20 protein-coding genes are annotated in these 24,779 nt (G+C 40.5%); all 20 read right to left on the bottom strand.

Annotated features, from left to right (window positions below; genetic code table 11):
• Nucleotides 1-131: 131 nt before the first annotated feature.
• The 20 genes from ACRRMM_RS05780 to yfmF all read right to left on the bottom strand — a co-directional run bounded on the left by ACRRMM_RS05780 (nucleotide 132) and on the right by yfmF (nucleotide 24,667).
• On the bottom strand, nucleotides 132-566 hold the full coding sequence (locus ACRRMM_RS05780; protein WP_008344661.1) for a RicAFT regulatory complex protein RicA family protein: 435 nt from the start codon (nucleotides 564-566) through the stop codon (nucleotides 132-134).
• Between the two features lies 1 nt (nucleotide 567).
• A complete protein-coding gene (gene miaB / locus ACRRMM_RS05785) occupies nucleotides 568-2,094 on the bottom strand; it encodes a tRNA (N6-isopentenyl adenosine(37)-C2)-methylthiotransferase MiaB (RefSeq protein WP_052320348.1) in 1,527 nt (508 codons plus the stop codon).
• Nucleotides 2,095-2,184: 90 nt separating this feature from the next.
• Nucleotides 2,185-3,291, bottom strand: a complete 1,107-nt coding sequence (locus ACRRMM_RS05790; RefSeq protein WP_052320347.1) for an MrcB family domain-containing protein — start codon at nucleotides 3,289-3,291, stop codon at nucleotides 2,185-2,187.
• 112 nt (nucleotides 3,292-3,403) lie between these two features.
• A complete protein-coding gene (locus ACRRMM_RS05795) occupies nucleotides 3,404-4,585 on the bottom strand; it encodes a glycine C-acetyltransferase (protein ID WP_155923899.1) in 1,182 nt (393 codons plus the stop codon).
• Nucleotides 4,582-5,646, bottom strand: a complete 1,065-nt coding sequence (tdh, locus tag ACRRMM_RS05800) for an L-threonine 3-dehydrogenase (protein WP_046526668.1) — start codon at nucleotides 5,644-5,646, stop codon at nucleotides 4,582-4,584. The genes ACRRMM_RS05795 and tdh overlap by 4 nt, the downstream gene beginning before the upstream one ends.
• Before the next feature lie 178 nt (nucleotides 5,647-5,824).
• Nucleotides 5,825-8,869: an efflux RND transporter permease subunit gene (locus ACRRMM_RS05805; protein WP_428828941.1), complete on the bottom strand. Its 3,045-nt coding sequence runs from the start codon at nucleotides 8,867-8,869 to the stop codon at nucleotides 5,825-5,827.
• Nucleotides 8,870-9,072: 203 nt separating this feature from the next.
• Nucleotides 9,073-9,333, bottom strand: a complete 261-nt coding sequence (gene spoVS / locus ACRRMM_RS05810) for a stage V sporulation protein SpoVS (RefSeq protein ID WP_003211281.1) — start codon at nucleotides 9,331-9,333, stop codon at nucleotides 9,073-9,075.
• Nucleotides 9,334-9,535: 202 nt separating this feature from the next.
• Nucleotides 9,536-10,330 carry a TIGR00282 family metallophosphoesterase gene (locus tag ACRRMM_RS05815; protein ID WP_019744184.1) on the bottom strand — a complete coding sequence of 265 codons (795 nt, stop codon included), beginning with the start codon at nucleotides 10,328-10,330 and terminating at the stop codon, nucleotides 9,536-9,538.
• A gap of 89 nt (nucleotides 10,331-10,419) precedes the next feature.
• Nucleotides 10,420-11,982 (bottom strand): ribonuclease Y, encoded by a 1,563-nt coding sequence (rny, locus tag ACRRMM_RS05820; protein ID WP_003211958.1) that lies wholly within the window; start codon nucleotides 11,980-11,982, stop codon nucleotides 10,420-10,422.
• Nucleotides 11,983-12,282: 300 nt separating this feature from the next.
• Nucleotides 12,283-13,326, bottom strand: a complete 1,044-nt coding sequence (recA, locus tag ACRRMM_RS05825; RefSeq protein WP_007499478.1) for a recombinase RecA — start codon at nucleotides 13,324-13,326, stop codon at nucleotides 12,283-12,285.
• A 177-nt stretch (nucleotides 13,327-13,503) separates the two neighbouring features.
• A complete protein-coding gene (locus tag ACRRMM_RS05830; RefSeq protein ID WP_269380204.1) occupies nucleotides 13,504-14,754 on the bottom strand; it encodes a competence/damage-inducible protein A in 1,251 nt (416 codons plus the stop codon).
• Nucleotides 14,755-14,770: 16 nt separating this feature from the next.
• Entirely contained in the window at nucleotides 14,771-15,352 is a 582-nt protein-coding gene (gene pgsA, locus ACRRMM_RS05835) for a CDP-diacylglycerol--glycerol-3-phosphate 3-phosphatidyltransferase (RefSeq protein WP_008344688.1), read from the bottom strand.
• Between the two features lie 73 nt (nucleotides 15,353-15,425).
• Nucleotides 15,426-16,337, bottom strand: a complete 912-nt coding sequence (locus ACRRMM_RS05840; protein WP_048003274.1) for a helix-turn-helix domain-containing protein — start codon at nucleotides 16,335-16,337, stop codon at nucleotides 15,426-15,428.
• Nucleotides 16,338-16,360: 23 nt separating this feature from the next.
• Nucleotides 16,361-17,152 (bottom strand): DUF3388 domain-containing protein, encoded by a 792-nt coding sequence (locus ACRRMM_RS05845; RefSeq protein ID WP_003211480.1) that lies wholly within the window; start codon nucleotides 17,150-17,152, stop codon nucleotides 16,361-16,363.
• Between the two features lie 131 nt (nucleotides 17,153-17,283).
• Nucleotides 17,284-17,541, bottom strand: coding sequence for a DUF3243 domain-containing protein (locus ACRRMM_RS05850; protein ID WP_008344693.1), 258 nt, complete (start codon nucleotides 17,539-17,541; stop codon nucleotides 17,284-17,286).
• A 73-nt stretch (nucleotides 17,542-17,614) separates the two neighbouring features.
• Nucleotides 17,615-18,343: an elongation factor P 5-aminopentanone reductase gene (gene ymfI / locus ACRRMM_RS05855; RefSeq protein WP_048003275.1), complete on the bottom strand. Its 729-nt coding sequence runs from the start codon at nucleotides 18,341-18,343 to the stop codon at nucleotides 17,615-17,617.
• A gap of 29 nt (nucleotides 18,344-18,372) precedes the next feature.
• A complete protein-coding gene (locus ACRRMM_RS05860; RefSeq protein ID WP_052320343.1) occupies nucleotides 18,373-21,492 on the bottom strand; it encodes an MMPL family transporter in 3,120 nt (1,039 codons plus the stop codon).
• The gene (locus tag ACRRMM_RS05865; RefSeq protein WP_007499493.1) at nucleotides 21,470-21,946 is read right to left on the bottom strand and encodes a MarR family winged helix-turn-helix transcriptional regulator; all 477 of its coding nucleotides are present in this window, start codon (nucleotides 21,944-21,946) and stop codon (nucleotides 21,470-21,472) included. The genes ACRRMM_RS05860 and ACRRMM_RS05865 overlap by 23 nt, the downstream gene beginning before the upstream one ends.
• 151 nt (nucleotides 21,947-22,097) lie before the next feature.
• Complete coding sequence (gene yfmH, locus ACRRMM_RS05870; RefSeq protein ID WP_008344700.1) at nucleotides 22,098-23,390, bottom strand: EF-P 5-aminopentanol modification-associated protein YfmH; 1,293 nt, start codon at nucleotides 23,388-23,390, stop codon at nucleotides 22,098-22,100.
• The gene (gene yfmF, locus ACRRMM_RS05875; protein WP_428828940.1) at nucleotides 23,387-24,667 is read right to left on the bottom strand and encodes an EF-P 5-aminopentanol modification-associated protein YfmF; all 1,281 of its coding nucleotides are present in this window, start codon (nucleotides 24,665-24,667) and stop codon (nucleotides 23,387-23,389) included. Before yfmF ends, yfmH begins: the two co-directional genes overlap by 4 nt.
• Between the last annotated feature and the right edge of the window lie 112 nt (nucleotides 24,668-24,779).

The following is a 24,779-nucleotide window of genomic DNA, read 5'->3' on the forward strand; positions in this document are numbered from 1 at the left end:
CGCCCATAAACTTGCCTTGAAAATTGGAAAAGTTGGAGAGTGAGAGATTGGGGTTGATGGAAGCTGAAGGAGAAAGAAGGTATGCAATTCTTACATCAGAAAACAAAAAACCCCGCATCTGCGGGGTTTTCTCATTTAATGGAGCAACTTGGGGATGAGTTTTTCACTTTTGAACCGGTTTCTCCTAATAAGAGGTCACCGCCGGTTGAAAGAATGATTTCATCCGTTACTTGATTAGAAATTGTGTGCGCTACAAGCTGAAGCAGGGAATTAACCTCTGTTTGTGATTCTTTGAATTCTTGAATCACTGGGATCTCATCCAGTTCTTCTTGCAGGGCATCAATTTTTTCTTCCACTTGTTTTAAGGCTTCATGTTTGCCATAATGCTTTAAATTCACAGCTTGCTTTTGAAGCGCCTTAATTTGATTAATGATCGCTGCAATTTTTGTGTTTTCATTGATTTGCGCTTCTGCTTTTTTGAAGAAATCAACTTCTTCTGTTTCAGAAATCATTTTCGCGAGCTCTCTTGCGCGCTCGACAATCTCTTTCTTTGAATAAAGCGTCATTTTAATTCACCTCGATAGCTTCTCCAACCATTTCTCCGTCAAGAGACCAAGTTTTGGCTTGTGTGATTTTCACTTTGACGATGTTGCCAATCGCTTCTTTTGGTGCTTTAAAATTCACAAGCTTGCTTTTACTTGTATATCCGGCTAGGATCTCAGGGTTGTTTTTACTTTCACCCTCTACTAATACTTCGACAGTCTGCCCTTCATATTCCTTCATTTTTTTCGCAGAAATTTCATTTACGAGTGCATTCAGGCGCTGCAGACGTTCTTTTTTTACACTCATTGGCACGTTGTCTTTCATATTGGCTGCTGGTGTTCCTTCTCTTGGAGAGTAAATGAACGTATAAGCCGCATCAAACTCAACCTCACGATAGAGGGAAAGCGTCTCTTCAAACTGCTCATCTGTTTCATTTGGGAACCCAACGATAATGTCCGTTGTTAATGAAGCATTTGGCATTGCCTCTTTGATTTTGCGCACTAGGTCAAGGTAACGTTCACGGTCGTATTTTCTTGCCATGAGTTTCAGCACAGAAGAACTTCCTGATTGAACCGGCAAATGAATATGGTCGAGAAGGTTACCGCCTTTGGCAAGCACTTCAATTAAGTGATCATCAAAGTCACGCGGGTGGCTTGTTGTAAAACGGATACGTGGAATATCGATTTTACGCAGCTCATCCATTAGGTGACCAAGACCATATTCCATGTCTTCAAAATCTTTTCCATACGCATTCACGTTTTGACCAAGCAGGGTAATTTCTTTATATCCTTCTGCTGCTAAGCGTCTGACCTCTTGAATAATTTCATCCGGACGGCGGCTTCTTTCCTTCCCGCGCGTGTAAGGGACGATACAGTATGTACAGAATTTATCACAACCGTACATGATATTCACCCAGCCCTTAATTTTTCCTTGGCGGGCTCTCGGAAGATTTTCAATCACATCGCCTTCTTTAGACCAAACCTCAATGACCATTTCTTTTGAAAGGTAGCATTCAGATAATAGCTCTGGCAGGCGGTGAATGTTGTGGGTACCGAAAATCAAGTCAACAAATGGGTGTTTCTTTAAAATACGGTTAACGACAGATTCTTCTTGCGACATGCATCCGCAGACGCCTAAGATTAAATCTGGCTTTTCACGCTTTAATGCTTTTAAATGACCAAGCTCTCCAAACACTTTGTTTTCTGCATTCTCACGAATGGCACAAGTGTTTAATAAGATGACATTCGCATCTTCAGTCGAATTTGTTGGTTCATAACCAAGCGCCATAAAAATACCAGCCATCACTTCTGTGTCATGCTCATTCATTTGACAGCCATATGTGCGAATATAAAACTTGCGGCCGTTCCCTAATCCTTGAAACCGCTCGTCAATTTGAAATTGATTGTATTCGACTTCTTCTTTACCCCGTTTTTTTGCATCTTTTAAGGAAGGCGGAATGTACACAGCTTCAAAATATTGGCTGTAGTCCTTCTCGGATTTTTTGTCCGATGAACTTACTTGTCCGCTCGCTTTTCTCTGCTCTTCATTCATGAATTTGTACTCCTTTCAAACCAAGCTCCACCCTACAGTATAGACTATTTTGTCGTGAATTGAAAATAAATTCATATGTGTCCACACTTTTCAATCCACACGAATTTTGCATGAATATTGAGTAGGCTTCAGATGGAGATCGTCTTTTCCTAAAGGATTTTGTACTTCTTTAACAATCTTCATCTGCTGTGTACCGACACTCTCAACTAAAGTAATTACATATGATTCTTTTTCTTCTTCTGCTACGATTCTTTCTTGTTCAGATAAGAAGAATGGAAAGTCATGGTGAGTCAGTTTAGATCCTTTGACTTCTATATACTTCTCTTTTCCATCGGGGTAATAAGATTTGATATCAAATCCATGACCATCTTCTGTTTCAGCTACCCAATCGACAGCTTCCGCTAATTGGTCCCGTCCTATTGCTTTTAATTGCTCTACTTCCTTATAATAAACAAATTTCTCTGCTATTCTACCTGTCTCTTCGTTTTGCTTTGACCTTTCTTCTCTTAATTGTTTATAAACATCTCTATGAATGATTCTTTTTCGTTTTTTGCTTTTTTTATCTTTTGTGTCCATCACAATATCCGGATTAGAGTATACTTCGAAAATAAAATCATAAAAAAATTCATTCAAAGTGTATATATCTTTTAAAAATTCTTGTTGATTTAGTGTATCGATGTTATACCTTTTAAATACCAATGAACCTGCTGCATACTTTATTGGTCTATCAGACTCTCCTAGGTAAAAGTCACCTGTTTCAAACCCATTTAAATTAGGACTATGCTTCAATTGAGGTCTTAGTCGCTCTCGCCATATATCCGCTTCACCTTTAATCTTTTCCAGAGATAAATTTTCAGTACCTAATCCAATGGATAAATAAAAGTCCTTTCCGTTATTAGCAAATAAAATGACTATATATAATCCTTTTTGTGTTGTTGTTCTGTTTGTTTTATGGTTCAAAGTTAAAAGTTTGTCTAGGAATGCGATCCAAATAGACTCTGCAACTTTCCCATGTCCTGTAGATGCCTTAATATCAATTCTATCCAAATTTCTCATACCAAGTTTTTGTAATTCTTGACGAAGCTTGTTTGGAATTTCTTTGTTAAATAAGTTGTGAAAAGGGTGATCTTTATCCGTATTTGTATTCTTTTTATAATCTAAAAATTGTTCATGAAAATCTTCTTTATTAAATAACATTTGCCTCACCACTTACCTCAATAGATCTTTTTACATACATTATACATAACAAACGGTAGATTTGATGAAATATGGAAAGATTAGCGCAAAAGAAAAGAGAGCCTCAGCTCTCTCAATTAAGTATATTCAGTTTTTTTGCTTCTTCTTCGATGATTGTCAGTGCACGGTCAAGCTCTTCTTTTGTGTGCTCTGCTGTGATGATGGCTCTAATTCTCGCTTTTCCTTTCGCTACAGTTGGAAAAGCAATGCCTTGAGCGAAAACGCCGCGCTCGATTAATGCTTTTGAAAACCGGAAAGTGAGTGCCTCGTCTCCAATCATCATTGGAATAATAGGCGTTTCTGTTGGTGCCACCTCAAATCCAAGACCGATGACTTTTTCTTTAAAATAGGCCGCGTTCTCCCAAAGTGTTTCAATGCGCTCCGGTTCGTCTAACAGCACTTCAATGGCTTCTTCACAGGCTCTTGTGACAGCCGGCGGATGTGAGGTGCTGAATAAAAACGGTCTTGCTTTATGCTTTAAGTAATCGATTAAAACGGCAGAACCAGCTACGTAACCGCCTAACACACCAACTGCCTTACTAAGTGTGCCAACCTGAATATGCACTCTGCCGTCAAGTTGAAAATGATTCACTGTTCCGCGGCCATTTTCACCAAGTACTCCAGACGCATGGGCATCGTCTACCATCACAAAGGCATCATATGCTTCTGCAAGTCTTACAATCTCAGGAAGCGGTGCAATATCTCCATCCATTGAGAACACACCATCTGTCACGATAAGACGGACGCGGTAATTCATCGATTTCTTTAATATTTTCTCAAGCTCTTCCATATTAGAATGAGCATATACTTTTTTATCTGCTTTTGTTAAGCGAATCCCATCGATGATTGATGCATGGTTCAGCTCATCTGAAATGACAATATCATCTTTTGTGAGAATACTGGATAAGACCCCTTGGTTGGTCGTAAAGCCTGATTGGAATACAAGGGCTGCCTCTGTCTTTTTGAAAGCAGCGAGCTTTTTTTCAAGCCGTTCATGCATTGTCATCGTTCCAGCAATGGTTCGTACAGATCCTGTTCCAGCACCGAATTCATCAATCGCCTCTTTTGCCGCTTTCATCAGCCTTGGATGTGAGGTGAGACCTAAGTAGTTATTTGAAGAGAGTTGTATGACGGATTGTTCATTTAATGTCACCGTGGAAGATTGTTTGGAATCGATTTCTTTCAGTGTTTGATGGGTGCCTTGCTGCTTCATTGTGTCTAATTCATCTTGTAAATACGTAAATTCTTTCATCATTTCGTCCCCCTTTGATATGATGGCATGATCAGTACAACCTTCCCGCACGTACCATTTCTCATGAGTTCAAATCCCTTTTCAAAATCTTCAAATGGCAGCGTATGGGTGACAACCGGCTTTACATCAATGGTATTCGTTCTTAAAAGTTCAGATACTTGACGCCACGTCTCAAACATTTTTCTCCCCGTGATCCCTTGCACGGTTAATCCCCTAAAAACAATTTGATTCGTAATGTCAATGGTTACCGGCCGCTCTGGCAAACTTAGTATATTCACTTTCCCTCCATTTGCACAAGCTTCGAGTGCTTGATTAATCGCAACGGGATGTCCTGACATCTCACACATCACGTCTGCCCCTTCCATCCGCGTGAGCTGCTTGATCATGGCAACAGGATCATCTTTTCCGATATCCACGATATGATCTGCACCCATTTTACGGGCAAGATCCAGTCTGTATTCATTTTTATCAACAGCGAACACTTGGACAGCCCCGGAGGCTTTTGCAACCGCAATCGCCATTAAACCAATGGGCCCGCAGCCAAAAACCGCCACTGACTTTCCTGAAACAGGTGTATGCAGAACTGTATGAACAGCATTTCCAAGCGGTTCTTGAATAGATGCAAGTTCCACTGGCATTTGAGCTGGATTATGCCACACATTTTGTTCTGGTACTTTGACATATTCAGCAAAACAGCCATCAATGTCGACCCCTAAAATTTTCGTTTCGCTGCACAAATGCTGCTGACCCGTTAAACACATATAACACTGATTACAGACAATATGCGTCTCAGCCGATACAAAGTCCCCTACTTTTGCTCGTGAGACTTGGTTCCCCGTTTTGACAACTTCCCCTGTGAATTCATGACCAAAAATGTACGGTGCTTTGACTCTCCCCTTCGCCCAATCATCCCAATTATAAATATGCACATCCGTTCCGCATATCGATGTAGCCTTTACTTGGATAAGCACTTCATGATTCCTTATTTCTGGAATCGGCATTTCCATCATCGCCGCTCCGTAAGCGCTTTCTTTTTTAACAATCGCTTTCATCGTTCCACACATGACGTACAACCCCTTTGTTAAAAAACTTCTCCCAATCCGATCTTATCATGTCTTATTTTAGACGTAAATACCGCTGTCTTTCAGGAGAAGACAAATGAACACTCCACATATTTTTTTAGATATTTTTCTAAAAAAAAAAAGCAAATCTCCTTTTATTCGGAGATTTGCTTTTAAGTTGTCAGCGTTTTTTTGAAACGGCTACATATAAAGCCGGCACAATCAGTAGTGTCAGAATCGTTGAGAAAAAGACACCTGATACGATGCAGATCGCTAGCGGCTTAAAGAGCGGATCATTACTTAAAGCAACAGGCATAAGAGCGACAAGTGCTGTAAATGCTGTCAGCAAAATAGGTCTAATCCTTGCTCTCCCCGCTTCAATCACAGCTGCCTGTTGATCGAGACCTTGCTTGCGCCGCTGTTCAATAAATTCAAACAAAACGACCGCATTTCGGACAACAATACCTGCCAATGAGACAATCCCCATTGTGGCCATAAAGCTAAACGGCGTTTGAGTGACAAATAGTCCAATAATGGCTCCGGATATCGCTAAGTAAACCGTTCCAAGAACTAAAAGCGGCAGCATGAGTGAATTGAACTGGAAAGCGATGGTCACATAAATGAGCAGCAGGACTACCCCAAATAAGAGACTAATTTCAATAAAGAATTGGGTTTGATCTTCATTTTCTCCGCCCTGAGAAATGGTCAAATTCTTCGCTGCATCGCTTTTCCCAACTTCATTTATGACTTCTGTCATATCGTCTTTAAACGTATCTGATGTGCCAGGATATGCCTTTAACGTGATAGTCGGCATCCCGTTTTCATGCGGAATGCTTTCATACTGCTCTGTTTCTTTTTCCTTTACGTATCGGCTAAGCGGCTCAAGTTGAGGCATGCCACCCTCATTTGGACTCACAGGCACCTTGATGTCTTTTAGCTTCAGTCCGTTTTGATGTGTGCTCATGTCTTGTTTCACTACGAGGTCGATGTCATCTGTTCCTTGTTTAAAGGTGCCTAATGGAATTCCTTCTGTAACAAGGCCAAGCTGTCTGCTGACAAACTGAGCAGTGAGCCCATCCTCTGCCATTCGGTCACGATTCAATTCAAATGAAATGGTTTTCACCGGTTGATTGACATCGTCTGTGATCAGGCTCGCTCCGCTTTCTTTCATTTCTTTTGTGAGCTTCTCTTTCACATCAACGAGTTTTGAAAATTGTTCTCCTGCAACAGTGACGGTCACAGGCGCTCCAGTTGGCGGACCTTGAACAATGGTTTTCATAAAGATATCAGCATCTTTAAATTTCTTTCGCAATGGCTCTGTCATACGATCGATCAATGCTTTGCTTGTCATCTGATTATTGTCAACTCTGACAACAATCTGACCAGTATGATCACTTGCGTTTGAGATACTTTCATTAAACAAGTTCGGCACACCGCCGCCTGCAAAAATGGCCGTCTCTTCAATGCCTTTTTGCTGTTTGATCTCTTGTTCTATTTTCTCTAATGTGTCATTTGTTTTATCTAAGGTTGTTTCACTCGGAAGTGTCACAGTGACAACAACCTCTTTCTTATTCGCCGCAGGGAAAAACTCAAATGGTGTGGCGAAAATAAGCAAAAAGGCAAGTGTGGCAACGAGCAAACCACTTAATCCAATGAGAAGTGGTCGCTTCACGATGTTTGTCAGTACTCGATCTGCATAAAAATCAGCTAATCTTTTTAATGGTTTGCCTAAAAAACCCGGTTCTTTTTGAATCTTCTTGTTCTTTCTTTTTCGGTTTGCTGTATATTGATACACTGGCACAAGTGTCAATGAAATGACCATTGACGCAAGTACAGTTGTGACTAGAACAGACGGTAACGCTCGAATAAATGAACCGTTCGCACCAGAAAGGAAAACAAGCGGCAAGAAGGCAAAGACAACAGCCAGTGTTGACGTCAAAATGGATCCAGCCACTTCTTTTACACCTGCAATTGTTCCTTTAAGCGGACTTTCGTATTTTTTCATCTGCCTCAAAATATTATCGTTGACGACAATGGCGTCATCTACAAGTATCCCTAGCGCAATGATAAAGCCAATAATTGAAATTTGATTAAGGTCCACTTGTAAAAACGGCAGCGGGATGGTTCCGATCGTTATGGATAGCGGAATCGCAAGTGAAACGATAAACGCACCACCAATGGTTAGACCAAGTGTGGTGACGACAATGACGGCGATGACGGCCACGATCGCTTCTTTGATTAAATCGTTAAAAATAGCATCTACTTCACTTTTTTGTGAATAGTAGTCTATCCAATCCACACCATTTGGCAGCTCTTTCTCTTTTTCAATGACCGCACTGACTTTGTCATACATTTTAGGAATATCCAGTCCTGGCTTGATATTGACTGTAAATGAATAGGCTGGCTTTCCGTTATATGAAACGATATCACTTTTCTCTTTTTCTACTTCTTTTAAACGACCAAGCTGACCGAGTGTAACAGGCTCTCGGCTCGTTTTTGAGAAGATCTCAATCTTTTTGATTTGATCTAAACGATCATAGGCATCAATGGACAGCTTGACCTTTTCTCCATCTGCCTGGACGTCACCTAGAGGGGATGTATCAAATTCTTGATTGATGGCATTTGTGACATCGGTCACGTTTAACCCGTTATCCTCCAGTTTACTTGAATCCAAGTTCAATATGGCTTGTTTGTCATTGAACCCTTTGATGACGACTCCATCAACACCTTTGATGTCCTCCACTTTTTCTTTTAACGCACGCAGCGATTCCTGACTTTTTGCTAAATCAGATGAATTACTTGATACAATCATATAAGAACCAACTGGCACGTTGCCAAACTCATCCTTTACATCTGGCTCCATCACACCATCTGGAAAAGAAGAGGCGGCATTTGTGGTTTCACTCTTGATTTGACTTGCCACCTTTTGAAAATCGGCTTGATCATCAATTTCAAGCACAATATTTGAGAAACCAATAGCAGAAACAGAGCTTGTCTTCTCTACACCATTGATATCAGAAATGGCCGACTCAAGCTTATTGGTGACATCACTTTCTACCTGTTTTGCATCTGCACCAGGGAAAACAGTCGAAATGGTTACAATATTCGCTTGAAACTCTGGCAGTTCTCGTTTAGGAAGCTGTGTAAACAAATAACCTCCAGCAATGAGAACGATAAAAAATAAAATAAAAACAAGCTTTCCTCTTTTTAAAAAAGCTTCAACCATTATTTCACCTACTTAAATATTTATTTTTGATGAAGTATTTTCAACTTAATCTTAATTTATCATCATGGTGAAAAAATGCAAGCTCTAATATGTCATTTTCTATCTATTTTGTGAAAGAAATATGTTATATGAGAAATGTATAGCGGTAAACAAAAACAACCTGCTTACATGATGTAAGCAGGTTGAAAATAATAAAATTAGAATTATCGTGGTTCAACAATCAGTTTGATTGCTGTTCTTTCTTCTCCATCGATAAGAATGTCAGTAAAGGCTGGAATGCATATCAAATCCACTCCGCTAGGCGCAACAAATCCCCTTGCAATGGCGACAGCCTTGACCGCCTGATTCAGTGCTCCAGCGCCGATAGCCTGTATTTCCGCTGCACCGCGTTCACGTAAAACGCCGGCTAATGCTCCTGCTACTGAATTTGGATTTGACTTTGCTGAAACTTTTAAAATTTCCATTTTTGCTCCCCCTTAAATTTACAATGGATAAGTGAGTGTTCATTAGAACAATCTTTGTTAGATGTTGCTATTTTTTTGAAAATCCATCCCCAAAATGTTTTTCAAAAATAGCAGGCTACCTACCATTTTTACTATATTCACGATAGAGGGCGCATATTCCTTCTTTCTGATTAATATTTTTCTGAAATAAATATGTGAATATTTATTCAAAGAAAATATGGTCATCATTTATCAAAATTCGATCAATTTTGACAGCTTTTTTCGACGGTTCGTCAATTTCTACGATCACTGCACTTAATGTCGTGCGGCCTTCTGCAATTTCAAAACGGACAGGAAGGCTCGTTTTAAATCGTTTAATAATCGTTTCCCGATCAACACCTAAAATGCCGTCATAAGGACCAGTCATGCCAACATCCGAAATATAAGCAGTTCCTTTTGGCAAGACGCGGTTATCTGCTGTTTGAACATGTGTATGTGTTCCAACGACACATGATGCACGGCCATCTGTATACCAACCCATTGCTTGCTTTTCACTTGTGGCTTCGCCATGAAAATCAATAAAAATAAACGGTGTACGTTTTGAAGCTTCTGCTATAAGCTCATCTACTTTTTGAAATGGGCAGTCAATCGGAGGTAAAAATGTGCGGCCTTGCAAGTTGATGACAGCTAGTTCTTTACCTTGTTTTTTAATAAAAGTGAGCCCTTTCCCTGGTGTACCTTGCGGGAAGTTTGCCGGACGAACAATATGGGGTGCATCATCGATGAAATCGAAAATGTCTCTTTTATCCCATGTATGGTTCCCCATCGTGAGCACATCAGCCCCAGCTTGAAGCAGCTCATGATAGATTTTTTCAGTAAGACCTTTCCCATGAGCCGCATTTTCTCCATTGACAATCGTAAAGTGTGGCTGATATTTTTTCTTTAGCTTTGGCAAGTATTCTTTCAGTGTATCTCTGCCAGGTGAACCAACGATATCTCCAACAAATAATATTTTCATACGTTTTGAACCCTTTCTCTTATAAAATGATCTTCTTATCAGTGTTGCATATTTACACAAAAAAATAAAGCGGCGCTAAGCGCACCGCTCTATTTTGCATACTCTACTGCGCGAGTTTCTCGAATAACTGTCACTTTAATGTGACCAGGGTAATCGAGCTCGTCCTCAATCCGCTTACGAATATCCCTTGCTAGACGGTGAGCTTCAAGATCATTAATTGAATCTGGCTTCACCATAATACGCACTTCACGTCCAGCTTGTATCGCAAACGATTTTTCAACACCTTCATAAGATTCAGAGATGTCTTCTAATTTCTCAAGTCTCCGAATGTAATTTTCAAGCGTCTCACTTCTTGCACCAGGGCGTGCTGCAGATAATGCATCGGCTGCCGCAACAAGAACAGCGATAATAGATGTCGGTTCTTGGTCACCATGGTGAGATGCAATACTGTTGATGACAACAGGATGCTCTTTATATTTCGTCGCAAGCTCAACGCCAATTTCCACGTGGCTTCCTTCTACTTCATGATCAATGGCTTTTCCAATGTCATGCAGAAGACCTGCTCGTTTTGCAAGCTTTGCATCTTCTCCAAGCTCTGAAGCCATGAGACCTGCAAGATGTGCAACCTCAATTGAATGCTTCAGGACATTTTGTCCATAACTAGTACGGAATTTTAAGCGACCGAGAATTTTGATGAGATCCGGATGCAAACCGTGAACTCCGACTTCAAATGTCGTTTGCTCACCCATCTCGCGGATATAATCATCGACTTCACGGCGTGATTTTTCCACCATTTCTTCAATTCGTGCAGGATGAATACGTCCATCCTGGACTAGCTTGTCCAGAGCTATCCTCGCTGTTTCACGTCTTATCGGATCAAAGCCCGATAAGATGACAGCTTCAGGTGTATCATCAATGATCAGGTCAATACCTGTTAACGTTTCTAACGTACGGATATTTCGTCCCTCACGTCCGATAATACGACCTTTCATCTCATCATTTGGAAGATTGACTACAGATACTGTTGTTTCAGCTACATGATCAGCTGCACAACGCTGTAACGCAAGTGAAAGAATGTTTTTCGCTTTTTTATCAGCCTCTTCTTTCGCCCGGTTTTCAGATTCTTTCGTCATGACTGCAATGTCGTGGGAAAGCTCATTTTCAACTTGATCCAGAATGATTTGTTTCGCTTCATCTCGAGTTAGACTAGAAATACGCTCCAACTCAGCTTTCTGCAAACGAATCATATCATCCACTTTGCTTTCCATCTCTTCAATATGTTGTTGTCGTTCATTCAGAGAATGATCTCTCTTCTCCAACAGGGACTCCCGTTTATCTAAAGATTCGTCCTTGCGATCAAGGTTTTCCTCTTTTTGAAGTAAACGGTTTTCTTGTCTTTGAAGCTCATTACGTCTTTCACGAACTTCTTGCTCCGCCTCTACACGAAACGAATGAATTTCATCTTTCGCTTCTAAGAGTGCTTCTTTCTTCAATGCTTCCGCATCACGCTTTGCATCCTCAACAATTTGTTCGGCCATGTTTCTTGCGCCGGATATTTTTGCTTCTGCAATGGTTTTACGAACAAAGTAGCCAACAACTAAACAGATTAGGCTCAGCAAAATGGAGATGATCGTAAACATCGTAGGCGACATATTTTCACCTCCTCTTGCTATGAACTTGGTTTTACAAATAAAGTGTCGGCATGTACATTGTTTTGTGTCTCAACATACAGGGCCTTCACAGGGAATGAGATCCTCACTGCCCTTGTCAAGTTTAAATTAGTTATCAATCATGTTAAGAAAAACAAGTGATACATTCCCATTGTAATTGTGTCGGAAATACTTGTCAAGCTAGTCAGACTAAGGCGTAAGTCGTTATTTCAAGCAAAGACAGAACTTTTGACCCGCTAGCTGTTATGTAATTGTAAAAAAAAGACGCTTTTCAGCGTCTTTTTAGTCATTCAATTCCAATTCTTCTTGTCCTTCTTCGTCAGTTGATTTCACTCCGTTTGTATCCAAACCGTAGTGCTCCCTGATCTGCTCTTGAATCATAAGAAGAATGTCTTTATTCTCTTTTAGGAATTGCTTCGCATTTTCACGTCCTTGTCCAAGACGTTCCTCTTGATAAGAATACCAAGCCCCGCTCTTTTGTACGATATCTAGTTCGCTTCCAAGGTCGATGATTTCTCCCTCTTTCGAGATCCCTTCACCGTACATAATGTCTACTTCGGCAATACGGAATGGCGGTGCCACTTTGTTTTTCACAACTTTAATTCTCGTTTTGTTCCCCATGATGTCGTTCCCTTGTTTCAACTGTTCAGCACGGCGTACTTCTAAACGAACAGATGAATAGAACTTAAGTGCACGTCCACCAGGCGTTGTTTCAGGATTACCAAACATAACCCCTACTTTTTCACGAATTTGGTTAATAAAGATCGCAATTGTTTTTGATTTGTTGATAGCACCAGATAGTTTACGAAGTGCTTGAGACATCAAACGTGCTTGAAGACCAACGTGTGAATCTCCCATGTCTCCTTCGATCTCTGCTTTTGGTACAAGAGCAGCTACTGAGTCAATGACAACAATATCAACTGCACCACTACGAACAAGTGCTTCTGCAATTTCAAGTGCTTGTTCTCCTGTATCCGGCTGAGAAAGCAATAACTCATCAATGTTGACACCTAATTTTTGAGCGTAAACTGGATCTAGCGCATGCTCCGCATCGATAAATGCAGCTTGTCCTCCCTGCTGCTGAACCTCAGCAATCGCATGAAGTGCTACTGTCGTTTTACCAGAACTCTCTGGACCATATACTTCAATAATACGGCCGCGAGGGTATCCACCTATTCCAAGCGCAGTATCAAGTGCTAACGAACCACTAGGTACTGTTGAAATACGTGTATCTGTTTGCTCTCCTAGTTTCATAATAGAGCCTTTACCAAACTGTTTTTCTATTTGTTTAAGAGCCATATCTAAGGCTGCTTGACGATCACTCATTCTATTGTTTCCTCCTTTATCAATTCCACTATCTATACTATACCTTGTTTTACGTCATTTGCCAAGAAAAAAACGAACACATATTCGATTTTTTCTTGGCAGATTATTTAAGAAAAGAGCTGTTTCTATTAGAAAAAACGCTCTTTTATAAAGGAGTAAACCTCATAAAAACCAAAATTAACTTTCTTTTAATAATTTGAGAAGGTGGTGCAAACCATATTTCACAGCACGCTTGCGAATGCCTGATCGGCTGCCAGTAAACATCCATTCAAACACGTCTGTCTGATCTTTTGTCGATAGCCCGATAAATACTTTTCCAACCGGCTGTCCTTCGTGTGGTTCAGGACCTGCCACACCTGTAAAGCTAATACCGATATCGCTTCCCGTCAGTTTTCTAACGCCTTCTGCGAGCTCTAACGCACACTCTTTGCTGACAGCACCATGAGAAGACAATGTTTCTTCACGGCAGCCCAGCACTTGCTGCTTGACTTGATTTGTGTAACAAACCACACTGCCGTTTAAAATGGATGATGCCCCTTCGAGATCTGTCAGCCACTCTGAAAACATACCACCAGTCAGGCTTTCAGCCGCTGCTACTGTTTTCCCGTGTTCATGCAAGGCCTTTGAAGCTTCAAAGGCAAGAGATGTATCACCATATCCGTAGAAGTACTCGCCGACCCGATCTAAAATTTGTGCTTCTGTTTCTTTTAACAGACGCTCTGTTTCTTTTTCATCCTCATGCTTGGCTGTCAGCCTTAGCGTCACTTCCCCGTCAGCTGCAAGCGGTGCAATCGTCGGATTGGTCTGTGCATCAATTAAATCTTCAAGATCTGTTTCCAGTTGAGATTCACCGATGCCAAAGAAACGCAAGACAACAGACACGATTTTTTCCTTTAGGCCGAGTTTTTCAGAAATAAGCGGCTTCGCTTCGTTTTCAAACATCGGGTGCAATTCACTTGGCGGTCCAGGGAGCAGAATGTAAAACGTATCTCCCTCTTGTATAAACATACCAGGTGCCATTCCGAAACGGTTTACGAACACATCAGATCCCTCTAGAACGAGCGCCTGTTTACGGTTGTTCGGCGACATATCACGTCCGGTTTTACGGAAGTACTCTTGAATAGACTCAAATGCTTCTTCATTTAGCACAAGCTCTTTATCGAGCGTATTTGCAATGGTTTCTTTTGTTAAATCATCTTTCGTTGGTCCAAGACCACCTGAGAAGATAATAAAATTCGATCTTTCCTGTGCCACTTGAATGGCCCTTTTTAAACGCTCTGGATTGTCACCAACTGCTGTGTGGTAATAAACATTCACACCAATTTCAGCTAGTTGTTTGCTGATGAATTGTGCATTCGTATTCGTAATTTGCCCTAGCAAAAGTTCGGAACCGACTGCAATAATTTCTGCTTTTCTCTCTGACTTCAAAGCGTACACGTCCTTTTTAGTTAGAATTCTTTAAGGCTTCCCAGTTTTTCGCAAAGTAATCCCAGCCTGAGACAACAGTGAAGAACACCGCTACCCACATGGCAAGATCACCAAATGGGAATGATACAAGTTCAAACGGCAGGTTATGCAAAAGAAGTGCCGAAATCGCAATGATTTGCGCCCACGTCTTCACTTTTCCAAGCATATTGGCTGCGACCACTTCACCGCCTCCAGCTAAGACAAGCCTTAGGCCTGTTACAGCAAATTCACGGCTAATGATCACAATTGCCATCCATGCCGGTGTGAGGTTGTATTGAACAAGTATAATTAAAGCCGCTGAAACAAGCAATTTATCTGCAAGCGGATCTAAAAATTTACCAAAGTTTGTGACTAAATTGAGCTTACGTGCATAGTAACCATCAATCCAGTCGGTTGTCGAAGCGACAATAAACAGGATCGCTCCAACAAGGTGAGTGACTTCGATACTGACGTCACCAAAGCGCGCAACACCCCAATCTAATGGAGCAAGCATAATCAACATAAACACAGGAATCAAGGCGATCCTAGAAAGAGTAATTTTATTCGGTAAGTTAAACATGAATTCCAATCCTCCAATAAAGCATTTTTTTATGTATATAATAGTAGGAACAAAAGAAAAGTCATCTACTTGCTTAAGATGACTTTTCCTTTCCTTTATTCACAATCACAATGTTTTGTGTCATGGTGTTTTTAGGGTCTAATTCGTACTTCAGCGTTTCGTCATTGACTTTAATATCGATTCCCGATGCATTTCCTAAGCGGATATCGACTTGGGAAAGATCAGTCAAGTCTGTTTTAAACGATTCGCCATCTTTCAATTCACCCATCTTCAGCACTTTTCCAGATTCGTCTCTCACACGAAGCCATGAAGCTTGTGAGGCAGAAATGGTTAGCTCCATCTCTTCTGCACCTGATACTTCATACGTTGTCGTAGAACCCTCTGTATTCGTTGCCTTCAAAGAAACATCTTCATCGTCTTTAGATGAATCCTTTGAGGAATCGTCTTTTTCAGATGATTTTTCTTGATCATCTGACGAAGCTTTTTCCTTTTTCTTTTGATCCTTTGCCAGCGATGAATCCTCAGACACTTCGTATTTTGATTCTGATTGCTGAGGAGCCACCTGATTATTTTTCTGTCCGCTATCATGATTAACCGCTTGAACGATCACATAAATGATAGCGATCACCACAAGGATCCCTCCAATGATTAAAATCGTCGGAAGCAGCTCCAGTACCTTTGAGGCAGGCTTTGGCAGCTCTCTTTGCGGTTTAATATTTGATAATTTATCAGACACTTCATCGTTATACGTACTTGGTACATCTTTACGAAACTCTTCGAACAATTGTTCAGGATTCAGTCCAACGGCTTCGGCATATTGTTTAATAAACGCTCTGACGTAAAATTTACCTGGAATGATATCATAGTTTCCTTGTTCTATTGCTAGCAAATAGCGCTTTTGGATTTTGGTAGCCGCCATCAAATCCTCCAGCGACATCCCTTTTTCCTCTCTGGCCTCAACGAGCCGTTTTCCCAATTCAGTCAAAACAAACACCTACCATTACCATATTAAAAATCGAAGCCAGAAAAACCAGAATGATCAAATACTTGTGGTTCTTCTGCGTGCTCGTATGTAATTTCTTCGTCTGCACTATTACGCAATTCAATGATGTAGTCGAAATCATCCATTGTATATTCTGAATTTTGAATAAAGATATCTGGATGCTCTACCACCTTTGTAGCAGGCAGTCTCATAATTTCTCTTAAAAGCTGCAAGTGCTTTTCAGAACCTCTTCTTGTCGAGACAATCCCATCAATAATAAAGACGTTATCTGGGCTGTATTCATCTGCAATCAGCTGACTGCGAATGGTCTGTTTCAAAAGAGTCGACGATACAAACAGCCACCTCTTACTTGCACATACACTTGAAGCAACAATTGATTCTGTTTTTCCAACCCGCGGCATTCCGCGAATTCCAATCAATTTATGTCCTTCTTTTTTAAATAATTCAGCCATAAAATCGACAAGTAGACCAAGCTCGTCCCTTTCAAAACGGAACGTCTTTTTGTCATCCGCATCACGCTGAATGTATCTTCCATGACGAACAGCTAAACGGTCACGAAGTTTTGGCTGTCTTAGTTTCGTTACTTTTATCGTTTCCATTGTATTTAAAATTGATTCAAGCCGCTTAATTTGGTCTGTGTGGTCACATCGAAGAAGCATGCCGCGTCTTGATACATCAACACCATTAATTGTCACAATATTAATTGAAAGCATCCCCATTAAAGAAGAAATGTCTCCTAAAAGTCCGGGACGGTTCACCTGTATCTCATATTCAAAATACCATTCGAGCTTTGCCAAATGATATTACCCCCTTCATTGTGGCAAATTTTTACCTTCCTTTATCATAAAGCATTTTCACATTTTTAGAAAGCACAATGTTGCTAAACGGTTAAAATAAAAAGAGAGGCACAAACGACCTCTCTTTTTGTTTAGTGCGAGCTATTATTTTCAACTAGCTTGACCATCATGTTTGCAATGGCACGCTGCTCATCTTCTGATGCAACGCTCCAAAGGTCAGAAAGTACTCTTTCTTGCTCATTCTTTGCTTCAACTTCATTAGCCAGGTATCCGCCAATTTCATACGCAAGGTTATTGATGGTATCATCTGATAAACCTTTATCCTGTGCATGATTTAAACGGTCACCTAAAAAGTTTTTCCAATGGTCCCAGCTCTCAAGTACAGACATGTCGATTCCTCCATTCGAAAAGATGAATTACAGCCATAGCTTTTGTCATGGAGAGACGAATTATACACGTTTTTTAACAGTACCAGCCGCCATTGACAGATAAAATTTGACCTGTGATATAACTTGACTGCTTGGAGGCAAGAAACCAAATGGCATCGGCTATCTCTTCAGGTGCGGCAAGACGGCCTAGTGGAATCTCCTCTTCCATCATCGCAAGGTCTTCTTGTGTGAAGCTTTTCATCATATCAGTCTGAACCGCACCTGGTGAGACTGCATTTGCTCTAATTCCACTTGGGGCAAGCTCTTTGGCAAGCCCCTTAATGAAGGCATTTTGAGCACCCTTGACCATACTGTACAGTACTTCACACGAGGCACCCGTTTCCCCCCATATTGAGCTAACCGCAATAATATGTCCTGACTTTTTTTGAATCATGGCAGGCAAAATGGATTGGGTAAGCTCATATGGACTTGTCACATGAAGCTGCACCATGCTGGCTAGAACTTCTTTTTCAGTATCTGTCACTAAACCAACATGACTCTTTCCGCTATTTAAAACAAGAATATCTGGATCAAGCGGCAGGCGGCTGACAAGCTCTGCTGCTCCGCCTGTTTTCGCTAAATCAGCTTTAACGACGTACGTTTCTACTTGATATGTTTCTTTGAGATCGGCGGAAAGACGATTAGCCGCTTGTTCATTTTGATGATAATGGAGCATCAGATGGCAGCCTTCTTGGGCAAGCTTTTTGGCTGTCGCCTGCCCAATTCCGCCACTGGCACCAGTAATCAGTGCCCAACGACTCATACTTTGTTCCTACTTTCTTTATGGAATCCTTATTCTTTTCGTTTAAATGGGAACCAATTCGCTGATCCGAACAATTTGACCATCACAGGTACGAACAATGGTAGCACAACGAGCGCATACAATAAAAGCCCTGTGAGAACAAGTGTTGCAATCTGTAAGAGTGACAATACACCTGATGGCAGCATCGCTGCAAATGTTCCTGCCAAAATGACGGCAGCAGACATAATAACAGATCCCATATTTTTCATTGATTCAGTCATGGCAAACTGGATGTCTTTTGTTTTGTATTCATTGAACCGTTCCATTAAGAAAATTGAATAATCGACTCCAAGCGCCATTAAGATGACAAAGCCAAAGAATGGAACAGCCCAGTTGATGCCCGGATATCCGAAGAAATGGGTGAAAATAAATTCGGTTATACCAATGGCGGTAAAGTACGTTAAAATCAGCGATCCAACTAAGTAAAGCGGCATCACGAGCGAACGGAAGAGAATCACTAGTATTAAGAAAATACCGATCATCATGTAAAGAACCGTCTTATTGAAGTCTTGGTCTGACAGCTGTTTTAAATCAGCGTTCATACTTGATACACCAGATACGCCAAATGAAACATCTTTTAGGTTTGTTTCAGGAAGTGCACGTTTGACCGAAGCTTCTACTTGTTTAATTGTTTTCATGGCGTCGTTTCCATATGGATTGTCTTCTAAAATGACGTCAATCTTTGTCATTTTGCGGTCATCCGACATGTAGGAATCGAACACTTGCTTGAATGCTTTATTTTTTAGGACATCTTTTGGAATAAACCAACCAGCCATGTCTTGATCTGGTGCGTTTTTCAGTTCATCTAAGTAGTCTCCTGCACCCATTAAGCCGTTTGAAATTTTCTCAAGGCCGTCGACACTTTTGTTTAGACCATCCGTCAGCTTGGTCAGATCGTCACCAAAGCCGCCAATTTTTTCTTTCATTTGTTTTTGACCATTAATGATGTCGCCGGCTCCATTTGCAAGTTTAGGCATACCATCAGCTAACTGCCCTTGGCCTTTAGACGTTTGATCTAGCCCGTTTTCAATGGCTTCTAAGCCAGCAATCAGCTCATCAATTTGATTTGTAAACACTTTTTGCTGCTCTGAAGCTTTTGCGATAAAAGCATCTGCTGCTTCAAGCTGTTTTTTTGCTTCTTTTGCTTGTTTTGCATAGCTGTCTGCCTGTTTAGCGCCTTCTTGCAAAGTAGCAGAAAGTTCGTTATATGAAGCTTTGATGGCTTGATATGATTGGTTTTCTTTCACCTGCGGAATTTGCTGCTCAAGTGTACTGAACTGTTTATTCGCTTGACTGATCAAAGCTTTCACATCCGCTGCGGCAGAGGATGACGTATCGACTTGTGTCAATGCGGCTTTTAATTCTTTAGAAATGCTTTTATACAGTGCTACTTGCTGATTTACTTGTGCGACTTGATCTGTTAATTCCTTTTTCGCACCCTTTATTCTTTCTTTAATTTCAGAAACACCTTTTTTATTTTGATCAATTCCGTTTTGCAGATCTCTCATCGTTTTTTCGACGTTTTGAATACCTGATTTTACGGATTCGGTTCCAGTAATCAATTTGTTAATGCCTTTTCCAGATGATTTAATTTGTGGTGTTTGATCCTCGATGGATTTACTCATGGTTGTAAGAGCATCTTGGATCTTTTTCAACCCTTCGTTACTTTTATCAAGCCCGCTATTTAGCTCTTTGGCTTGAGATTTCACGTACAGATCATTCAGTCCTTTTCCAACAGGGCGTGTCGCACTTCTTACTTTACTCACGCCATCTGTTTGTTCAATCGCACGACTAAGTTTTTCAATAGCAATCAGACCTTCGTTATTGTCTAAAAGATCGGATGATTTCACGACAACTGTTGCTGGAAGGGCTTCACCTGGTCCAAATTTGTCAGAGATCGTATTAAATGCATTGACGGATTCGTATTTATTGCCGATTTCGTCTAGGTTGTTATATGAAAGTGTTCCTTTATACATGAGAATCGCTGGAAGGGTAATAATTGCAACGATTAGCAAGCTGAGAAGTGGTTTCTTAAATGAAAAACGACCAGCTGTTTCCCACATTTTCGATTGCGGGTGGGCAATATCGCCTTTGATCGGCCAAAATAACACTTTTCCTAAAACCGCCATAAAGAATGGAACGACAGTGAGCAGTGCCACAATTAACACGGCGACACCAACCGCCACGGCTACAGCTGATTTATACAGTTGGAATTCGGCTAAACCGATACACGTAAAACCAATGAGGACAGCAATTCCGCTGAATAAAACGGTTTTACCTGCCGTCTTATATGTTGTAATAATCGCCTCAATCTTATCTTTTCCGTGAGATAGTTCTTCTTTAAACCGGCTTAGCAATAAGATGCAGTAGTCGGTTCCAATCCCAAACATGATGGCGACCATAAAAATTTGGGTAAAGGTCGAGAGCGGAAAATCAACATACTTTACTAGGTAAGCCACAATGGATTGGCTGACCAAATAGGAAAGCGCCACGGCCACTAAAGGAACGAATGGTGCCACTGCGGATCTAAAGACAAGCACAAGAACAATTAAAATAAATCCTATTGTAATGAATTCCGTTTTTTTCAGACCTTCTTGTGAGCTTGTGATGACATCATCGTCGATTAGCGGCTGCCCTGTCATTTCAAATTTCAGGTTCAGGCTCTTAAGCTTTTCATTGACTCTTTCTTTAAAATCGGATGCTTTGATTTTGTTCGAGTCGTATGTAACTGGAACAAGAAGTGTTGTTTGATCTTTAGAGAGCATCTGTTTTTTAATATCTTTGTTTGCATCAAAATAAGAAGTGATGTCTTCAACATGGAGATCTTGATCCTTTTCTAAAATCTCCATCGCTTTCTTTAAAGAGGCTTCTCTTTCTTTGACGATATCCTTTCCTTGAAAGACAATGACGATCGATTTTTCCGTATCCCCATTTTCAGACATGTTCTTTAATAATTGATCGGCATAGGAAGAAGGATAACCATCAGGAACAGAAATCTGCCCTTTTTCTTTTGTTAATTGCGCCATATTAGGAGCGGTGATTAATAATACAGCCGCTAGTACGACCCAAAGGATCGTGATCAGCCATCTACCCTTTATGATTGCTCTCATTACTATGTTGTGCCTCCTCTTCGATGATAATTTGATAAATCTTTTCATATGTTTGAATAAATGATTCGATTTCTTTTTCATCAAATTTTTCTAAATATGACCGAACAAGATCCTGAAGCTGCTTTTCCATTCGGCTGACCACGTCTTTTCCTTCGGGCGTCACATAGAGATGAACATTTCTTCGATCAGCTTGATCATGCTCACGATAAATATAATCTTTATTAAAAAGACGATTGGTCATAGATGTCACAGCACTTTTGTTGACATTACATTCGATGGCAAGGTCTGTTGATGTACATCCTGGGTGTAAATTGATGTATCGAAGCGAGTAATATTGATCAAGTGTCAGTTCTTTATCGAGCTTTTCCGTGATCATACTCGATACTTTTTTCTCCATCATGAGATAGACGTCCGCATATCTCTGGATGAGCTGGGCAATTTTATTTTGTACCATATGCTGCTCCTTTAGTTTGATTGTTTAACTATTAAAGAGTTTAACTAATACCCAAAACAATTGTCAATCAATATCTTCGCATATAAAGCGCTTTCTTTAGCTGGACACAAAAAAGACAAACTCTTATACGTTGAGTTTGTCTTTTTTTCATTTATTTTGCTTTCGGTACGACTTTAAAAACTGACATTCTTTCTTCATCAATTTCTTCGTCTAAGATTTGCTGAATATCTGTTAATTGGATTTGCTCCAGTACTGGCACGACATCAAATAAGCTCATTTCTAAGAATGCGTATCGAGTGAATTGATTGGCGATGTACTCCGGGGAGTTCATCGCTTTTAAAAAGCTGCCAATTTTTTTCTTGCGAGCAAGTTCAATCTTTTCTTCTGTGATCAGGCTTTTTGCTTGAAGAAGCGTTTCTTTTAATTCATCTGCGAGTTGATCAGGGTCATTTGTGTCTCCGCCAACTGAAGTGAAGCCAAAACCGCCTTCTTCCGTATAATCGTAACTGAATGTCTCATCAATCAAGCCTTTTTCATACATACGCTCATATTGCAGAGAACTTTTACCAAACAATGTCTCTAAAATAAGATTCATGCCAAGCTCATGTTTGAGGAGCTGTTTTCCTTTTTTATGCGGGTTTTTCGTTTTCAAACCAAACATACATTTAGAACCTTGTACATTCATTTTCAGTTCGTATTCTTTTCGGTATACACGATCAGGTTCATTGATCTCTTTCCGCTGAATATCCGGCTGATCGGTAAATGGTTTTTTTGCCTGATTCGCTCTTACTTGGTCTAAAATTTGCGCCGGATCAACAGGACCCACTACAAAAAGAAGCATATTGCTTGGGTGATAGAACGTTTCGTAGCATTCATATAAATGGTCTTTCGTAATTGGCGCAATGCTTTCAACGGTTCCAGCAATATCAATTCTCACTGGGTGCTCTTGATAGAGGTTTTCGATCAGACCAAAGAATAAACGCCAATCTGGATTGTCATCATACATGTTGATTTCTTGACCAATGATGCCTTTTTCTTTTTCGACCGTTTTTTCAGTAAAATAAGGCTCTTGCACAAAATCAATGAGTGTTTCAAGATTCTGTTCGACATTGGCCGTGCTTGAAAATAAGTATGCCGTTCTCGTAAACGTCGTAAATGCGTTTGCGGCTGCTCCCTGTTTACTAAATGTATGAAACACATCACCATCTTCTTTTTCAAACAGCTTATGCTCTAAGAAATGGGCAATTCCATCAGGCACTCGGATCATGTCTTCTTTGCCAAGCGGCACAAATTCATTGTCAACAGAGCCATATTTTGTTGTGAAGGTTGCATATGTTTTGTTAAACCCTTGTTTTGGCAGCACATAGACGTCAAGTCCGCTGTCCATTTTTTCGTGATACACCGTCTCTTGCAGCTGATCGAATTGAATTGTTTTCACTGTCATGAAGCACCCTCCGTTCCTTTAAGAAAATAGGTCGTATCCCATTCGATTTTTTGACCCACTTTGATGATGTCCTCTTTTGTCACTCTGTCTAACGCTTCTAAAAAGGAATCGAGGCTCTCCCCTGTTGGCACGACGGCATGCTGATATAAGTATTCCGCTGTTCCATAAGACGTATCAATTGTTTCGAGCAGCTGATTTTTGACGACAGCCTTTGTCTGTTCAATTGCTTCATCAGAAAAATCGCCTTTTTGCATGGCATCAAATTGTTCTTTGATAATGTCTACTGCCTGCTGATAGTTGCCGACTTCAATTCCTGACATGACCATCATCAAACCTTTAAAGCTCTCAAGTCTAGAAACAGCATAGTACGCAAGACTTGCTTTTTCGCGCACATTGATAAATAGCTTTGAATGCGAGAAGCCGCCGAATATGCCATTAAACAAATGCAGCGCCGGATAATCTTCATCCGCTATCGTTGTATGTGTGCGAAAGCCAATGTTCAGCTTTCCTTGTTTTACGTCCTCTTCATCAATGACTTCTTTTGGCTCTATTTGTGATCTTGATGATTCGGTATTTTGTTTGACCGGCTCTCTTTCACTTGTTTTAAAGTATTGCGAGACCATTCGATTGATGTCTTGTTCATCAACGTCTCCCACAACATAGAGATCCAGCTGGTTGGACTGAAGTGCATGCTCGTATGCTTTAAAGAGCGCTTCTGACGTAATCGCTTCTACGTCTTCCATTTCACCATTGACGTGCAGTGCATATGGCTCACCTTTACACATTTCCTGCACAAGTCTTAAGTTTGAATAGCGCATTTTGTCATCATAAACGGCTTGAATGCGCTGTTTCAATGTTCGTTTTTCTTGCTCAACGTACAATTCATGAAATACCCCGTTTTCCACGTACGGGTGGAATAATAGTTCAGAAAGTAAGGCAATCCCTTTTTCTAGTAAAGGGGTTTGATCCTTTAAATATTTTTCATTCGCCATTTCTAGACGGAAGGTAATGATGTGATTTTCACCTTTTTTCGCCATGTCTGCGGAAACGGTCGCCCCATAGAGCTCGTCGAAATAAGCACGAAGCTCTCCCGTTTTCGGCATTTTTTCTGTTCCTCTTAATAGCACATGCGGGAAAAGAGAACGCATGGTGACGTCATCTTTGGATAAAGGCGCAAGCATTTTAAAAAGGATCGTCACGGTTTTAAATTTTTCTGTTTTGACAATATGAGTATGAAGACCAGGTGTATCAAATGTCTTCTCTTGTAAGTACATCATGAGAAACCTCCTTTGTTCATCCTATTTATTATGTATTAGAACATAGCTGATATATACGTGAAACAGCCATTTAATAGTCATTATATCAATCAGAGGAAAGGATAGGAAATAA

This window comes from Bacillus sp. XT-4 (genome assembly GCF_050864245.1).
GTDB classification, from domain to species: Bacteria; Bacillota; Bacilli; order Bacillales; family Bacillaceae; genus Bacillus; species Bacillus altitudinis.

Bases quoted from the DNA above. Each gene is read 5' to 3' on its own strand.
- spoVS (WP_003211281.1), bottom strand. From the start codon at position 9,333: ATGGAAATTTTAAAAGTTTCAGCAAAGTCAAATCCAAATTCAGTAGCA.
- recA (WP_007499478.1), bottom strand. From the start codon at position 13,326: ATGAGTGATCGTCAAGCAGCCTTAGATATGGCTCTTAAACAAATAGAA.
- ymfI (WP_048003275.1), bottom strand. From the start codon at position 18,343: ATGAGTCGTTGGGCACTGATTACTGGTGCCAGTGGCGGAATTGGGCAG.
- ACRRMM_RS05805 (WP_428828941.1), bottom strand. From the start codon at position 8,869: ATGGTTGAAGCTTTTTTAAAAAGAGGAAAGCTTGTTTTTATTTTATTT.
- tdh (WP_046526668.1), bottom strand. From the start codon at position 5,646: ATGTGTGGAACGATGAAAGCGATTGTTAAAAAAGAAAGCGCTTACGGA.
- ACRRMM_RS05780 (WP_008344661.1), bottom strand. From the start codon at position 566: ATGACGCTTTATTCAAAGAAAGAGATTGTCGAGCGCGCAAGAGAGCTC.
- rny (WP_003211958.1), bottom strand. From the start codon at position 11,982: ATGTCGCCTACGATGTTTACGATCATCTCCATTTTGCTGAGCCTAATC.
- ACRRMM_RS05790 (WP_052320347.1), bottom strand. From the start codon at position 3,291: ATGTTATTTAATAAAGAAGATTTTCATGAACAATTTTTAGATTATAAA.
- ACRRMM_RS05860 (WP_052320343.1), bottom strand. From the start codon at position 21,492: ATGAGAGCAATCATAAAGGGTAGATGGCTGATCACGATCCTTTGGGTC.
- ACRRMM_RS05815 (WP_019744184.1), bottom strand. From the start codon at position 10,330: ATGAAAATATTATTTGTTGGAGATATCGTTGGTTCACCTGGCAGAGAT.
- ACRRMM_RS05795 (WP_155923899.1), bottom strand. From the start codon at position 4,585: ATGATGAAAGAATTTACGTATTTACAAGATGAATTAGACACAATGAAG.
- ACRRMM_RS05865 (WP_007499493.1), bottom strand. From the start codon at position 21,946: ATGGTACAAAATAAAATTGCCCAGCTCATCCAGAGATATGCGGACGTC.
- yfmF (WP_428828940.1), bottom strand. From the start codon at position 24,667: ATGATGTACTTACAAGAGAAGACATTTGATACACCTGGTCTTCATACT.
- ACRRMM_RS05850 (WP_008344693.1), bottom strand. From the start codon at position 17,541: ATGTCTGTACTTGAGAGCTGGGACCATTGGAAAAACTTTTTAGGTGAC.
- pgsA (WP_008344688.1), bottom strand. From the start codon at position 15,352: ATGTTTAACTTACCGAATAAAATTACTCTTTCTAGGATCGCCTTGATT.
- yfmH (WP_008344700.1), bottom strand. From the start codon at position 23,390: ATGACAGTGAAAACAATTCAATTCGATCAGCTGCAAGAGACGGTGTAT.
- miaB (WP_052320348.1), bottom strand. From the start codon at position 2,094: ATGAATGAAGAGCAGAGAAAAGCGAGCGGACAAGTAAGTTCATCGGAC.